Source organism: Metasolibacillus sp. (assembly GCF_025291715.1).
GTDB classification, from domain to species: Bacteria; Bacillota; Bacilli; order Bacillales_A; family Planococcaceae; genus Metasolibacillus; species Metasolibacillus louembei.
Genome location: NZ_JAMBIZ010000029.1, coordinates 23,162 through 39,105, shown reverse-complemented (window position 1 = coordinate 39,105; position 15,944 = coordinate 23,162). Strand labels below are relative to the sequence as shown.

Here is a 15,944-nt window from a genome sequence, read left to right as displayed (position 1 = left end):
TAACGAAATTTGGAGGAATTACGCATGAACATTATTGAAGCACTTGCAATGTCCGCCCCTTATATGCACCTTGCATTGAAAGAAGAAGCCATTGTCGCTGTCTGTCGAAAAGAAGATAACAAAATGATTAAATATTTAGCTGGTAAGCGAGTTGATACTGGTTATAAAGATGGGGATTCTATTAATCCTAACGATGATAACGTATTTCTTGCCTTCAATGGGAAAAATGCAGATGTGATTATTCCTCAGGATGTTTACGGTGTGGCAGTGAATGCTTTCTCATTTCCAATTCGTGAAAATGGTAAAGTAGTAGGGGCACTTGCTTTTGGCTTGCCAATTGATAATATGGTAAAGCTTGAGCATTATATGGAGCAAATGAATATGATTGTTACAAACTTGCAAGACAAAGTACATACAATTGCTTCCCACTCTGAAGAGCTAGCTGCTACAAGTGAAGAGATTAATCGCCAAGCTCAGCATACGCTTGAGGATGCTGAAAAAACCAATGGTATTACAGATTTAATCAAAAATATCTCTCGCCAAACAAACTTACTTGGCTTAAATGCTTCCATTGAAGCAGCACGCGCAGGTCAACATGGCGCAGGCTTCAACATTGTAGCGCAGGAAGTTCGCAAAATGTCTCAAGAAACATCAAATGCAACTGAAAATATTGAGGGCTCGTTAAAAAATATTAACCGCAACTTAGAAAACTTAAAGCAAAATCTAGGGCAAATCAATGAAGCTACAAATGAACAAGCTCAGCTAGTTCAAGATTTTAGCGAAATTATTGAAGAGCTGACTACTTTAAGTTATGATATGAAAACATTTATGCAAAGTACATTGAAATAAAATGAAAAGCGGCTTCAACTTTTTAAAAGATGATAAGCCGCTTTTATTATGGGCTTAACCAAATGTAAGCCTTTCAGCCTCAAGTACAAAATGAAATAAAAATTCGAAAAAATACGATGTTAGTTTAAAAAATTAAATGAGGTCTAATCAATATGAAGTTATTAAGAGGATAACCTATGTTTCAAAAAGAAAATGCTCTTCTCATTTTCAGTAATTTTGTGTGCGTGGAATTGTAATACTTCATGAATTTTACTAGTCGCCTCTTGTTGAAACTGTACAGTGTACTCAAACATTTCACCTAAGCCACCATTCGTTTTCTCCAATGCTCCCACACGAGTATTTAGCGTTTGTAAATTCATCTCTACGTTGTCTAAATGTACCTTTACATCCACTAAATCTGTTTCTACCTTTTCAAGACGTATTTCTACATCTGCCAGCCCTGTCTCTACATTTTCAAGACGTACTTCCACATCTGCCAGCCTTGTCTCCACATTTTCAAGACGTACTTCTACATTGGCTAGTCTTGTCTCTACATTTTCAAGGCGCACTTCCACATCTGCTAATCGTGTTTCCACATTCTCCAAACGCTCTTCTACATTCGTTAATCGTGTTTCCACGTTCTCTAAACGCTCTTCTACATTCGTTAATCGTGTCTCCACATTTTCAAGGCGTGCTTCAACTTGATCGAAACGTCTATTCATATTTTGTTGCATGTCATCAACGCTCACTACTAGCTTTTGTAGCATTTCCATCATTACTATTTCATTATTCATGTTCCTCACCTCCTTCTTGCTCAAATTATAGCATGGAAATATTGATAATTTAAGCTTGAAAAAATGTGTGACATCCGCTATATCATTCAGTAATTGTTTAGATAGCTCAATTTATCTTCTGCTAGTAAAGTATGCTGAAATACGATTTACATTGTATATTACAATAATACAACTGTACTTTTTAAAAATACACTAACAATTTGAAACTATTCTTGCACCTCACCCGTCTATTGCATGAAGAAAGGAGGCATCACACTTTGCATACAGATGAAATGAGAGAATTAATACGCCTATATGGCGATTATTTAACACGCCTATCCTATGTCTATGTGAAAAATTGGACCATTGCGGAGGATATTGTGCAGGATGTCTTCATTAAATATTTTCAATCACAGCAATTTAAAGGGCAATCAAGCATCAAAACGTATCTAGCCAAAATGACGATACATAAAAGCTGCGACCATTTACGCAGCACCAAAAATAGATTACGCATTTTAGAAAGCTTTTGGAAACAAAAGCAACAAACATTGCCATCAAGTGAGCAGGAAACATTCAAAAAACTGGAACAGCGCTCTATTGCAAAGGCGGTACTAGAACTACCTATTAAATACCGTGAAGCGATTGTTCTCTTTTATTATGAAGAAATGACAAGTCTCGAAATTGCGACACTCCTCAACATTTCTGAAAATACGGTCAAAACAAGATTAAGGCGCGGCCGCAATTTATTGAAAATATCGCTGAGTGAGCTTCAATTGGGAGGTGATTTATATGAATAATATTAAGCGAGAGCTCAAAGAAGTATTGGAAGAAAAAGAGCGTTTCACCGAAAAAAATATAAACTATATCATACAGCAAATTCAAGAGCCTAAAAGGAAAAATTGGACTCCTTTATTTGTTGTAGCAAGCTTTGTCGCTTTATTAGTACTATTTATTAGTGTCAAGCAGCCAAATGATCAACAGGCACAGTTTACACGTTATTTTGAAAGCAAAATGAAAGATGTCAATTATGAAATCATTTTTCAACAATTCAATTATTTAAAAGACAACGATGCGCTCGTTGCCTTTATTGAACGAAATGAGGAGGAAAAAGTTTATTTAGCCTATTTTGAATATCAAAATGGTTGGCAATGGAGACAAACGACAGGTACGCAAAGCAAGCCCTATTTAGGCAAAGAATTCTGGGGCTCAACTGTGCAAGCACCATATATGTATGCAGGTGTTATTGAAACAGCCATGCTTCAGCAAATAATTGTCGGTGAGCAAAAGGCAACTTTGATTCCTCTTGAGGACGGGCTTACTTACTGGTTTGCTGTTAGTGACAAGGCTGCACGTATTGTTGTCCAAGATAAAAATAATGTATGGGAGCGGCTAGCTGGTGACATATATCATGATGATTCAATTAAACATATTCCATTGATTGACTCATTAACAGAAGAACAATACGCTATTAAATTAACAAATAATACGATGGAGCAAGGCAATCAAGAATATATGCAATACCCTATTGTCGTTGATCCAAAATTTGATACATTAGATCGTTCAGATGTTATTTTATATACGGATAAAGATGGTCAACAGGTGGTGAGCCGCATCCTCGGCTTACCTAATGAAACGATTGAAATTACTAACGGTACTGTCGTTATTAATACAATACCAATCCCTTATCATCATATGTATGCAAAAATAATGGGCGAAACGGTCTACGAAAGTTATATTGAAAAATTTAAAAATCCAAGCAATGCACAAGAAATTTTCTTTTATAATTATCCAGTTACACAGCTTTCTGACAATGAAATTTTTGTTATTCCTGATAACTGGTCTCTGGATAAAATCGAGAAAGTCTCATTTGAACAGGTTGATGCAAAAGTGCTAGGCTATGATAGTAAAAGTATGGAAAAGCATTGGACAGAAGAGGAACGCAATTTATATAACGAATTCAAAAGCTCAAACAATCTAGAAGTGTTTCAGCATATTGACCCCATTACTTATGTACGCACTCAGCTCTATGCGCGATTTATAGTCGACAAACGAGCCGATTATCGCATGTATACAACAAATCCAGAGCATGTGCAATGGACAGAGGACCAGCATATACGTCAAAATAACTCATTATCCCATTTGGAAAATGAGCGTCGTTATGCTATTTACTATGCACAGCTTCTACAAAATGGCGAGTTTCAATTTGAAGGAAGCGAAGGCGCCATTATCTTCAACTTACCTAATGGAGATTTGGGTATGTGGCGCATGGTTCAAAATCAAAACGGCCTCTGGCAGTCTAGCTTTTTACCATTGCAATAAGAGCGAAAAGAGACGTCTAGAAAGTAAACTTTCTAGACGCCCCTCTGTTAAATTTCTATTAATATGGCTGTGGTAAAGGACTTCCTGGTGCTCTCCACCAAGATTCAACTAATTTCCATGTTGCCTCAAAGCTATAGCCTTTCCCTATTAAATAGCCAATCGCTACTGCTTCTGTTAATGCATGCTGATATCCTAAATACTGCGCTTCACATAATCCATGATGAACAACTGGTGCAATCGCTGCAAGCGTTTGTTGCTGTAAATTATTTGGCCCCCCATTGTTGCAAGTATTTGGCTGTGTTCCCTGTGGATACATATGCGATGGATGTGGCTGATAATTTCCATACATATTTCATCACTCCTATTCTGGGCCATGTTTTGCCCTCTGCACTTACTATATGTATGTTGACATCATATGCCACAATTAATTCAACTTCCGACTGTTATTTCTCGCATCATCTCACATAATCCATCATCTTCACATCTTCTAGATAACGCTTCAGTACGAGCATTTGATTAAATTCTGTATCAAGTGACCAATACAATAAATATTTAATGGGTTGATAAATAACTAATAGCATTAAAACCAGTGAAAAAACTTGCAATATATAATTAATTGTTTGCTCATAATTGCCAATCAGCGTTGAAACAAACGTTGTGCTTGGAATCAAAATCGCTGAAATAATCCCATACAGCCATTTCCTTAATTTTTCGCTTAAACGTAAGCCAGATAATTCAGTATCTGCCAAGCTAATTAATATGTTTAGCTGCTCAAGTCTGAGTATATGATTTTCTATTAATATTTTTTTTATTAACTGAATATTTTTTTGAAATGTTGCTTTCTCATCACCTAGCTGAGCATATGTGTTTTTATTTTTTTCATGCTTAAAATAAATAACTGATGCTACACCACACACTACTCCACCAACAATACATCTAAACTTTTGCGTGTTTGGATATGCATAAAGTATAAAAAACATCATCAGGGCAATAAGACTAAGCGAACATACCCATACATACCACTTGATTCCCTTTATATGATACTCTCGGTCAATATATTGTTTAAAAAATGCTTCACCGATTACATTCAGCAAGGCTTTCCTCCTTTTCTTATTAGCGAAAATTCTTTTTCGTTGCAGCCTATTTGAAGTATACGATGATACCTTACTTTTTGTGCTTTCTATGGTTTATTTGTATTTTCTCTAATTTATTTGCGCTTTCTCTGATTTATTTGCGACTTTCTCACTTTATTTGCGTTTTCTCAGATATATTTGCGACTTTCCCAGTTTATTTGCGCTTTCCCTGATTTATTTGCGACTTGCTCACTTTATTTGCGAATACCCTAGTTTATCCACAAATAAAAGGAATGCTTTTTATATAGCATTCCTTTTACATATAGCCCTCACTTGCAGTAGTAGGGTATTTCGCGGTATCCCAAAAATGGTCCTTTGAAATTTGCTCATCTGAAATTAGAAAATAATTGTAAAACACCTTGCTGCCTTGGTCTGGAACAGGGTCATTCCATGTTACATCTAAGTGATACCACTCATCATCCAGCTTCACTAAATTCCAGGCATGTAGCTCGCCAGAAGTGACCTCACCAGAAATATATTTTGTCTCTATATTTAGCTCCTCTAATAAAAGCAAAGCCGTTAACGCATAGCCTTCGCATACACCTTCACCATTCACTAAAATTGAATACGGTGTATATGGGCTTTCCTGGCTATTCAAATTGTATTTTGTATTCGTTACAATATAATCATTTACATATTTCACCTTATCTACATTGGATAAATCACTAGGCATTGCACTAACAATTTGTTTCACTATCCCTTTGACAAGTGCATTTTGCTCTGCTGTCATATCGTATGTTACTTCAATTTTAAACTCCACGTATCCGTTGCGATAATCTGTCGCTTGCCAAGATAGCTCTCTACGTAAACGCGATAAATAAGGCTCATGCCCCTCTAGCCAATTCATCGCAGCATTGACGATTTGCTGCAAATCAGTTGCATCGCCGTAATATTCAATCATAAAATCGCTTTCAAATTGCCCCATATGGTAGGCCATCGCCTGTCCAAGCTGCTCTCCGTTCGTAACTGCTGCTGGGTAATCGCTCTCCTTATAAACAGGTGCAATATTGGCTGTTGCAACCTTCTCAACATTAAAGCTTGAAGGCTTCTCCGTAAACATATTCAACAATTGATTGACCTGCTGCTCCAAATCAAAATTAAAATCGCTATCTAGCTTCAACGCAATTTGCGGATTTACTGTTGGCAATGTTAAAGAGGATGCCCTAAATTCATCTACAGCAATTGAGCCAAACAATAGGCTAGAAAGCAGTAAAGTAACTGTCGCCGTGCCGAACACGACTGACTTTAACCATGAGAAAAGTGCTGTCAATGGATTTTTAACCATTAAATTCAGTTCATCGTTTAGACGTTGCTCATACTTCCTCTGCTTGCGCCTTGTTCTAAAACGACGCCCATTATAAACCGCATTATTGTAGACACGCTTATACGCCTCAAAGCGCTGCGCCTTATTGCCCTTCGTCTGCCTAATCTCTGCACGATTCAGCCGTAACTCCTTCTTTAAATGGCGTCGCACATTTACTTGCATTAAATATGATTTTAATGAAAAGATAAATAACAGAGCAGCAATTAAGCAAACAGTCGCAAATATGATTAAATTGCTGAGTTCACTAAGCATCGTATCACCTCTTTTTATTATTATAAAGGATAAGCTGGAAAATGACTTTTGAAACGTCGGCTGGAATATACAATTATCTATAAAGAAAGAAGCAACCAATTTCATCATTGGCTGCTTCTCCCTATACTACTTGCTTTTAACCTTTACATATTTGCTATAAACGTAGGCTGTTTTACCTTTATAAGAAATTTTGTACCAGCCTTTTTCATTACCTAAAATCGTAATTTCTGTATTTTTTGCAATCGTTCCATATACTTTTCCTGTGTTCGATGGATTTGAACGAACGTTTAAGTGATAAGCTGTCACAATACCTTTAGTTGATTTTGGCTGTGTTACAGTAGGCTTTGATTTTTCAGGCTGTTGCTTTTCTGGTGCTGGCTTTTCTACAGGCTTCTCTGCCTCTTTTTCTGGCTCAGCTGTAGGTGCATTCATTGCTTTTACAAGCTGCTGATAAAACTCACCTGTCGTTTTTACATTCTTGAATTGATCTGCATCTACACCAGCTTTTGTTGCTAATGTTGCAATTTCTTCTGCTGTAATCGCATCTTTAATATTAATCGAAGCGATATTTGTATATTTGCCATCCTCTGATGTTGGTACTGTTAAAATATCTTTATTGATTAGCTCAACAACTGCCGCACGAGCAGGCGATGTTGTATCAACGCCGATAATTTTCCAGTTATCCTTAATAACAGGCTCATAGACACCGTTCATTTCTTCTTTCAAATAGCGAATCGCTAAATTACGAATTGTACCACCTGTTTCCCCATAAGCACTTTCCTCTTTCGAAGACCAAATCATATTAAATTTGCGCCCTTCAAGTGCTTGACCTTTAGATACAAGGAAGTCCATTCGGTATGCATTCATACCAAGTGTTAAATTGTCTTCCATCTTAATTGGTGTGCCATCTAATTTGCGAAGATTTTTGATTCTGTTGCCTGCTAGCTCTGTTAAATCAATATCATACTGAACATTACCGAAATAGTCATTTGTGCTATATTTAGATGCACGTCGCGTTTTATCAAAGCTAACCGTTACATCTCCATCGCGTGTGCTATTGAAATAACCAACAGCCCATTCCATATAATCCTTTAAATCTTGACCTGTTACTTCATAAACAGATACTTCTCCACCAGCAAATTGATAATTATAAGCGATATCCTTTTTCTTAATCGGTCCTACATCCAATGACGCTTTATCATTATCAATTTGATGTGCAACCACATCTGCCTTACTGTAATGAAGCATTACTTCATGGAAGAAATCTGATAAAGGCGTTTCTTGAATGTGTACAGAAGGAATACCTTTGATTTCATTATCAGGCACAAGATCTGTTCCTTTTAGTTGAGCTACTTCAACATTTGCATCTGCACGTGCAAATTCATGATAAGGCTTTAAGATTTCTTCTAATCCCTTGTCTGACTCAACAAATGTACCATCATCGTTTTTTACAGGAATTGTCGATGCATCCTTTTCTTTTAATGTTAGCTGCTCACCTTCACGTGTAAACGTTAAATCAATACGTGAAATATGCGTTCCATATCGATTAGGCTCTGTGATAACAACGCCGTTCACTTCTTCTTTATTAATCAATACATGGTTGTGTCCTGCAAAAATAGCAGCAAGCTCTGGCACAGCATTCGCCATTTCTTTAACACCTGTTCCTGGAACACCGTTTTCATTTTCCAAGCCCATATGCATAAGACCAATCATCACATCTACTTTGCCTTCTAATTCTTTCACTGCTTTTTTCGTTTCATCTACTGGATTTTTTACAACTAATCCATCTAAATGATTTGTACCTTTTTCATACTCTGTAATTAATGGTGTAACCATTCCAATTACACCGATTTTCACGCCTTCACGTTCAATAATTGTATAGGCCGGTAAATAACGTTCTCCATTTTCCTTATAAACATTTCCTGCAAGGCGCTCGCCATTAAATTGGCTAGAAACTTTATCTAATACATCCAAGCCGAAATTAAACTCATGATTGCCATATGTCCAAGCTTCATAGCCCATTTCATTTGCTGCAACCATCATTGGAGATTGCGGTTGGTCATTAAATAATTCAGCAGAATTATCTTGTATTAAATCGCCATTTTCCAATAAAATTGTATTTGGGTTTTCTTGACGAACTTTTTTAATAATTGTGTATAGCTGTGTCAAGCTCCCCGTTAAATTCTCTCCATCTGTTGCATAATCCCAAGGCATAGAGCGCCCGTGAATGTCCGATGTTGCAAGAAGCGTAATATGTATATCCTTGTCTTCTTGTGCACTAGCGGTTGATTGTGTAAAGAAAATACTTGTAGCAAAAATTAAGACAGCAATACTAAGCATCGCTATACTCTTATTAATTTTCCCCATTTCTTAAATCTCTCCTTTTCATTCTGAATCTTTAAATTTATTTAACTAGTGTAGCATTTCAAATTACTTTCCACAAGATAATATCTCGAATTCAAAATATGGGTTTAATAGAGTAAATTATTAGATTTGGAAACTTAAAGAAAGCTTGTAATTGCTTTTCGTTGATAATAAAACCACCTCTAAAAAAGAGGTGGCTTTTATCATAAACTATTTAGCTAACAATTCCTTTAAAATCTGTACTTCTTCCTCCGACAACGTAATCCCTTTTCCCATTTTCTCATGTTCTGGTGCCCATTCACGAATATCATATTTTGGTGCATTGCCATTCCAGCTAATACGATTTAATTCCTTTTTCCAGCCTTTTGGTGATTGTGAAAGTACACCGATATGCTCAATAATTTCGTATTTAATGTCTGCCATAGTTACCTCCTATAGTTGGATTTACTTTATGATTTCAACGTAAATGCCTTTACATGCTCATTTAGCGCTTGCGCCATTTCGTTTGTTTCATTTGAGCTTTGTGCTACTTCGTCGATGCTGTCTGTCGTTTGCTGTGCAGCATTTGTTAAGTTGTTCATCGTTGCTTCAATTTCAGCTATATTGGCCGTTAAGTGCTGAATCATTTGCACGACATGCTGTGATTTTTCTGCCTCCGCTGTCATTATTGAGGACATTTCGATAATCTCTTCAACCGTTTCTGTTACAGCCTGCGAAATGGCGTGTAAAGATTCGGTTGTAAGCTTGACGGTTTCTGTACCTTGCTCAATATATTTCGTGTTGTCCTTGGATGATGCAATAACATGCTCAATATTTACCATAATGTCCTGTACTAATGCTTCAACCTGCGATACTTCACGATTCGATTGTTCAGCTAGCTTTCTTACTTCCTCAGCGACAACAGCAAAGCCTTTACCATGCTCACCAGCGCGTGCTGATTCAATTGATGCGTTGAGCGCTAATAAATTCGTTTGTGCTGCAATTTCAGTAATCGTTGTCGTAATCGCTTGAATTTTTGTTGCAGAGGCAACTAAATTTTCAACTGTTTGACTTACTTCATCAGAGCCTTTTTGAATCAAGGCGATATCATTGTTAATATCTAATGCGCGCTGCTCTCCATCTCGCGCAATTTGCAATGTAGTATGCGAATTTTCTACAGTATGGTCGGCCTTTACTTTCATCGTTTGTAGTTCCTTTGCTAAATCAACCAGCGCATCGCTCGCTTTTTCTGCATGATGCATGCCACCAGTAATCGAGCCTGTGACCTCACTAATATGATTGGCAACACCTTGCATCGTATGCGTCATGCTATCCAAAGTTTTTGCCGATTTCTCTGCATTATTCGATAGTGTATATGCCGTTTGTCGCATTGTTAAAATCATGCTTTGTAAATTATCTGTCATTTGATTTAAAGTTAAAGCTAAGTCGCCCACTTCATCGTGATTTTTAATGGATGTTTTTTCAACAGCTAAATTGCCATTTGCAATTTCCTTCGCCTGCTGAATTAATACGCTGATTGGCTTCACTTTACGGCGAATTAAGAAGCCTGTAATAACCGAAGCTAAAAACATCGGGAAAATGCTAATTAAAATACCATTACGCACAACATCCCATGTGCGTTCTTTGACAATGTTTGCATCAAAATCAATGACACTAATCGCAATAATTTCTTGCGTTGGGTCATGGTCTTTAAAAATAGGTGCATAGCCTGATAGGCGCTCCATTCCGCCAAATTCATAAATTTCAGAATACGTTGGATGCTTATGCTCTAATAAAGCGCTTACAGCTTTTTCATCCATATGGAATGACTCACCAATAGTAAAGCCTGCTTGCGCAAGATGCTGATCAAGTGCTAGCAATGACCCATCAAGCGTTAAAATATATTGCGTTTGAAAAATATCTTTATGTGCAATTGTCCAATTAAGCGCATCGCTTATTTCTTGCTTCTTCGCATCATTTCCTGCTAGAGCCTGCTCAATATCAGCCGCTGCAATTAAGCCTGTCGTAATATTTGCACAGCCATATGCTTCTATTCCTGCAGCCTCATATATTTTCTTATAAGCTGTGATATATGTCGCAAATGAACTAATCCCCAACATCACGACTAAAATACTAGCGATAATTGTCCCAAGTTGAAAAGTTAGTGATTTTCTTAGCTTCATAGTAAATTCCCCTTTTCAAATTCCCATATGAGACAATCATACTATAAAAAAGATGTATTTTGGAAGTATCTTTTTTTAACGAAAGAAAAATCCGAACGATAATTCGGATTTTTGCTTTATATTATATGGAGTATGCTCCATCCCATACAACCTTTTTAAAATGCGCTGCGTCCGTATCACCTTCTGTACTGAAAAATAATATTTTGGAAGCTTCGTTAATCATTAATTGCTCTTTTAAATGTGCATACTCACTTCTTCTCAATATTTCACTAGCAGCACCTACGCCAACAGCTCCCGATTCACCTGAAATCACTTGTATGTCACCCTTCATCGGCGCAGCTAAAACCCTCATCCCTTGCGCAGCAATATTGTCAGAACAGGAAAGAAAGGCATCCGCATAATCCTTTAAAATTGCCCAGCCTAATGTACTTGGCTCTCCACAGGCAAGCCCTGCCATAATCGTATCCATATCGCCTTTTACATAATGTAGCTGACCATCATTTGCTTTAGCTGTTTTAAATAAGCAATCCGCCTTATCTGGTTCAACAATAACTGTTATTGGGCGATCTTCACCATAGACGTCTGCAAAGAAGCCTTGAACTGCAGCTGCCATTGAGCCAACACCTGCTTGAATGAAAATATGTGTTGGCTTTTCACCTAATTCTTTTAGCTGCTCATATGCCTCTACAACCATCGTCATATAACCTTGCATAATATGCCTTGGAATTTCCTCATAGTTTTCCCACGCTGTATCCTGCACTAAAACCCAATTATTTTGCTCTGCATGCTCAGCTGCTAAACGAACTGTATCATCATAGTTCAAGTCTGTAATAGAGGCATCTGCCCCTAATGCTTTAATATGGTTCAGCCTTTCCTGAGAAGAGCCCTTCGGCATATAGACAACTGATTTTTGCTGTAACTGCTTCGCCGTCCATGCTACCCCTCGCCCATGATTGCCATCTGTTGCTGTAATAAATGTTAGCTCACCTAATTGTGCCTTTACTTCTGGTGAAACTAATTTGTCGTATGTTAATTCAGTTGGCTCTATATTTAATTTTTTAGCTAAATATTGTCCAATAGCATAAGAGCCACCTAATGCTTTAAAGGCATTTAAGTCAAATCGATAGGACTCATCTTTGATAAAAAGCTTGCTGACATACAATTCTTTCGCTAGTTGATCTAACATTGCTAAAGGCGTTGGCTCATATTGTGGAAAGCTTTGATGGAATGCTTGCACTTTTTGTGCTTCCTTTAATCCTAAAAACTCCACGCTTGTGCTCGGATTTTGTTGACGCTCATATTTTATTAATTTCATTGTAGCTGCCTCCTTACAATTTCAGCGAAAAATGCTGCGCCCGTTTCCAATACGTCATCGTTATAGTCATAATGCGCATTATGTAATGGAATGATTTCCTCATTTTCAACTTTACTGCCTAAAAACACGAAGCAGCCAGGGATTTTCTCTAAAAACTTGCCGAAGTCCTCTGATGCCATAAATCGCTCACAGCTTTCATTTACTTTGTCTGTTCCGACAATTTTTTTTGCTGCTTCAATTGCTACTGCTGTACAGCGTTGCTCATTGATTGTTGGTGAAAATTCATGCGTATATTCGAAATCACATTCAGCACCATGCACAGCACAAATCCCTTCACAAATGCTTCTCATGCGACTTTCAAGCATTGCCTGCACTTCTGGTGTAAAGCTTCTCGTATCACCTTTAATTTCTACATTAGAAGGAATCGCATTGCGAATGCCATCTGTATGAATCTCTGTACAAGAAACAACCGCCGTATCGTTTGGATTGATATTGCGTGCTACAATCGTTTGCAGTGCTAAAATAATTTCTGCGGCAATGACTAGTGGGTCAATGCCCATATGTGGACTCGATGCGTGTGAGCCCTTCCCTTTAATGCGAATAACAAAATTATCCTCACTCGCCATAATTGGACCTGGTCGCGTTTGAATCGTGCCTGCTGGCAGCCCTGGCATATTGTGCAAGCCATAAATTTCATCGATTGGAAAACGCTCAAATAACTCATCTGCCATCATCGCCTCTGCTCCTTTGCCAATTTCCTCCGCAGGCTGAAAAATAAAGCGGACAGTGCCATTAAAGCTCTTCTCTGTCGATAGCAATTTTGCTGCGCCTAATACAGTTGTCATATGTCCATCATGTCCACATGCATGCATTTTCCCTTGATGTATAGAGCGGTATGCCAGCTCCTTCACCTCATGTAAATTTAAAGCATCCATATCCGCACGTATGCCAATCGCTCTTTTTCCATCGCCAACTGTTAAATTAGCGACAACACCCGTTCCGCCAATATTTTCATGCACCTCTAACCCCATTTTGCGAAGCTCCTGTGCTACATAGGTAGCTGTTTTCACCTCTTCAAAGGCTGTTTCTGGATACTTGTGTAAATGGTGTCGCCATTCTATTAACTGTTGTTTAAAATTCATAGCAAAACCCTCCTTTATCCTTCCATCACCTCATGAACTAATCGTAAAAATGCACGAATCCCGATTTGTAGCTTAGGCTCTGGCGTGTGCTCTTCCTTTGTATGTGATAAGCCACCTTCAGACATTGTAAACATCATGACAGTTGGGACAAGCTTTGCCATTTCAACTGCATCGTGTAAAGGACCAGAGTACATTTTTGTTGGCTCACCTGTTTCCTTTTCAACAGCTTTTTCACATAACTGAATGAGCTGTTCATTGAATAATTGCGGTGCGACCGAATAAATTTTTCGCCATCCTACTGAAACGTCATTTGCGCTCGCGATTTTTTCTGTCACAGCCTGTGCTTCCTCATACATTTTTTGCAAATCAGCCATATCTATCGTACGCATATCTAAGGAAATCGTACATTTCCCTGGTACAATTGTGACAACATCAGGCTGTACTTGCACTTGCCCAACCGTACAAACCGCCTTATATTTTAATGCAAGCTTTCTAAATTCCAATGCTGCCTCTGCCGCAGCTAGAAAGGCATCTTGACGCATAGCTACTGGAAATGAGCCTGCATGAGCAGCCTGTCCAACAAAATCGATATAATGGCGCTCCACACCTGCTGCGCCAAATACACACGCCACATCCTTGTGCTCTTTTTCTAAAACAGGCCCTTGCTCAATATGCAGCTCTAAATAGCCTGTAATATTTCTCGTTAAAAATTCCTGATGCGCTTGTAGCATCCTTTCTGGTATTACTTGAAACTCTGTTGCTGCTTCTTCAAAAGCTATGCCGTGTAAATCAACACGTCCTACTAGCTCAGCCACATTTAAAGAGCCGCTTGCTGCGGATGAGCCTAGGCAGCTATAGCCATAACGAGCGCCTTCCTCATCTGCCCAATCGACCACATATAGCGTTTTCCTTGGCTTTTTATTGTCAGTTACATAACGTCGTAACGCCTCAAGCCCAGCTAATACACCTAGTGCACCGTCAAGCCAGCCCCCATTTGGCACGCTATCTAAATGGCTTCCAATGACAATTGCCTCTGCGCTTTCGCCTTCAATTTTCGTCCAAACATTGCCAGCACTATCCATTGAAACTTCCGCACCAAGCTCCTCTGCTTTTTGGCGATACCAATCACGTGCCGTTTGCCATAACGCCGTCCAAGCAACGCGCTGTGCCCCATCTCGATTAGAAGTTAATAAGGCAAGCTCCTTTAAATCCTCAATCACACGGACTGCCCCTTGTCGTAAGCTATATGCCATCGCCATTCTCCTTTTTATCAAATTTCGCTACAATACAAAATAGTTAACGTTCTCCTTTCAATACGTTAAACTATTGCTATTACAGCTACTATACATATAATCGGAATATTCTTTCTATAAATTTTGTAACTATTTTTATCAAATTTGAGGAAAAGGGGAATGTTGATGAAATCAAAGCCAGTCGCGCAAAATATTTTAGATGGGACAACGTTTGAAATTACATTAACAGAGGATTTAGAGGAGCAGGTGACGTATCAGTTTGATGATTATGCAATCGCCTTATTTACGCAAACATATCATCATTTACGCTCGGATTATATACCGATTCATTGGCATCATGCACTGCAAATTGTGTGGGTGTATCAAGGCTCGCTTGAATATCAAATTAATCATGAAATTGTAACTATTTCTGAAAACACGCTTTTACTTATCAATAAAAAGCAGCTGCATAGCTCAAAAACGATTAATCAAAATACAAATGCACTTTGCATTAACTTCGACTTGGACTTTTTACATCCAAAGCTTTTGACAGCGCATGTACAGCCATTTTTTGAAGACAATCCATTTGCTTCTTGTTTACTGCCATTATCGCTTGAGCAAAAAGCAAGGCTTGCGAACTGGACGCAAGGTCATAAACCAACACCTTTCTCAGTAATCGCCTTTTTAACAGCACTTCTCGAGCATCTACTTACACACTATGATGTGGCAATGAAAAATAGTGAGGAGCATGAAATTGCGATTTTTAATCAAATGCTGCAATTTGTACAAGAAAACTATTCAAATACGATTACGGTCAATGATTTGGCGAACTGCGCGCTCATTAATAAAAGCGCATGCAATCAGTTATTCCGAAAATACACACGCTTATCGCCAATTAAATTTATTAATAAGCATCGCCTTTATATCGCACAAAGCTTAATTTTGCATACAAATAAATCGATTTCACAAATTAGCGAGGAAGTAGGCTTCAATCAAGTGAGCTATTTTGTGGAGCTATTTCGCAAAAATTATCATCTTGCACCACTACAATATCGCAATAAATATCGTACACAAACAAAAGAGTAACGAATAAAATAGTC

General features: G+C 38.0%; 14 protein-coding genes. 4 read left to right on the top strand and 10 right to left on the bottom strand.

What is annotated here, in order from left to right; genetic code table 11:
- Positions 1 to 24: 24 nt before the first annotated feature.
- Positions 25 to 849: a methyl-accepting chemotaxis protein gene (locus tag M3Z76_RS15525; protein WP_293928772.1), complete on the top strand. Its 825-nt coding sequence runs from the start codon at positions 25 to 27 to the stop codon at positions 847 to 849.
- Positions 850 to 1,010: 161 nt separating this feature from the next.
- On the opposite strand, the gene M3Z76_RS15520 is transcribed toward M3Z76_RS15525, so the two are convergent.
- Positions 1,011 to 1,622: a coiled-coil domain-containing protein gene (locus M3Z76_RS15520; protein WP_293928770.1), complete on the bottom strand. Its 612-nt coding sequence runs from the start codon at positions 1,620 to 1,622 to the stop codon at positions 1,011 to 1,013.
- A 257-nt stretch (positions 1,623 to 1,879) separates the two neighbouring features.
- On the opposite strand from M3Z76_RS15520, the gene M3Z76_RS15515 reads away from it, so the two are divergent.
- Both M3Z76_RS15515 and M3Z76_RS15510 read left to right on the top strand, forming a co-directional pair.
- Entirely contained in the window at positions 1,880 to 2,398 is a 519-nt protein-coding gene (locus tag M3Z76_RS15515; protein WP_293928768.1) for an RNA polymerase sigma factor, read from the top strand.
- Positions 2,391 to 3,920 carry a S26 family signal peptidase gene (locus M3Z76_RS15510; protein WP_293928766.1) on the top strand — a complete coding sequence of 510 codons (1,530 nt, stop codon included), beginning with the start codon at positions 2,391 to 2,393 and terminating at the stop codon, positions 3,918 to 3,920. Before M3Z76_RS15515 ends, M3Z76_RS15510 begins: the two co-directional genes overlap by 8 nt.
- Positions 3,921 to 3,978: 58 nt before the next feature.
- On the opposite strand, the gene M3Z76_RS15505 is transcribed toward M3Z76_RS15510, so the two are convergent.
- The 9 genes from M3Z76_RS15505 to M3Z76_RS15465 all read right to left on the bottom strand — a co-directional run bounded on the left by M3Z76_RS15505 (position 3,979) and on the right by M3Z76_RS15465 (position 14,865).
- Positions 3,979 to 4,269, bottom strand: coding sequence for a hypothetical protein (locus M3Z76_RS15505; protein ID WP_293928764.1), 291 nt, complete (start codon positions 4,267 to 4,269; stop codon positions 3,979 to 3,981).
- A 106-nt stretch (positions 4,270 to 4,375) separates the two neighbouring features.
- Complete coding sequence (locus M3Z76_RS15500; protein ID WP_293928762.1) at positions 4,376 to 5,014, bottom strand: hypothetical protein; 639 nt, start codon at positions 5,012 to 5,014, stop codon at positions 4,376 to 4,378.
- 295 nt (positions 5,015 to 5,309) lie between these two features.
- The gene (locus tag M3Z76_RS15495) at positions 5,310 to 6,629 is read right to left on the bottom strand and encodes a transglutaminase domain-containing protein (protein WP_293928760.1); all 1,320 of its coding nucleotides are present in this window, start codon (positions 6,627 to 6,629) and stop codon (positions 5,310 to 5,312) included.
- Between the two features lie 126 nt (positions 6,630 to 6,755).
- On the bottom strand, positions 6,756 to 8,996 hold the full coding sequence (locus tag M3Z76_RS15490; protein WP_293928758.1) for a 5'-nucleotidase C-terminal domain-containing protein: 2,241 nt from the start codon (positions 8,994 to 8,996) through the stop codon (positions 6,756 to 6,758).
- A gap of 207 nt (positions 8,997 to 9,203) precedes the next feature.
- Complete coding sequence (locus M3Z76_RS15485) at positions 9,204 to 9,416, bottom strand: YdbC family protein (RefSeq protein WP_293928756.1); 213 nt, start codon at positions 9,414 to 9,416, stop codon at positions 9,204 to 9,206.
- Between the two features lie 26 nt (positions 9,417 to 9,442).
- The gene (locus tag M3Z76_RS15480; protein WP_293928755.1) at positions 9,443 to 11,155 is read right to left on the bottom strand and encodes a methyl-accepting chemotaxis protein; all 1,713 of its coding nucleotides are present in this window, start codon (positions 11,153 to 11,155) and stop codon (positions 9,443 to 9,445) included.
- Between the two features lie 121 nt (positions 11,156 to 11,276).
- Positions 11,277 to 12,470, bottom strand: coding sequence for a diaminopropionate ammonia-lyase (dpaL, locus tag M3Z76_RS15475; RefSeq protein ID WP_293928754.1), 1,194 nt, complete (start codon positions 12,468 to 12,470; stop codon positions 11,277 to 11,279).
- A complete protein-coding gene (locus tag M3Z76_RS15470) occupies positions 12,467 to 13,612 on the bottom strand; it encodes a M20 aminoacylase family protein (RefSeq protein ID WP_293928753.1) in 1,146 nt (381 codons plus the stop codon). Before M3Z76_RS15470 ends, dpaL begins: the two co-directional genes overlap by 4 nt.
- 14 nt (positions 13,613 to 13,626) lie before the next feature.
- Positions 13,627 to 14,865, bottom strand: a complete 1,239-nt coding sequence (locus tag M3Z76_RS15465; RefSeq protein WP_293928752.1) for a hydantoinase/carbamoylase family amidase — start codon at positions 14,863 to 14,865, stop codon at positions 13,627 to 13,629.
- A gap of 165 nt (positions 14,866 to 15,030) precedes the next feature.
- Between M3Z76_RS15465 and M3Z76_RS15460 the strand changes: the two genes are divergently transcribed.
- On the top strand, positions 15,031 to 15,930 hold the full coding sequence (locus M3Z76_RS15460) for a helix-turn-helix transcriptional regulator (RefSeq protein WP_293928750.1): 900 nt from the start codon (positions 15,031 to 15,033) through the stop codon (positions 15,928 to 15,930).
- The last annotated feature ends 14 nt before the right edge of the window (positions 15,931 to 15,944 follow it).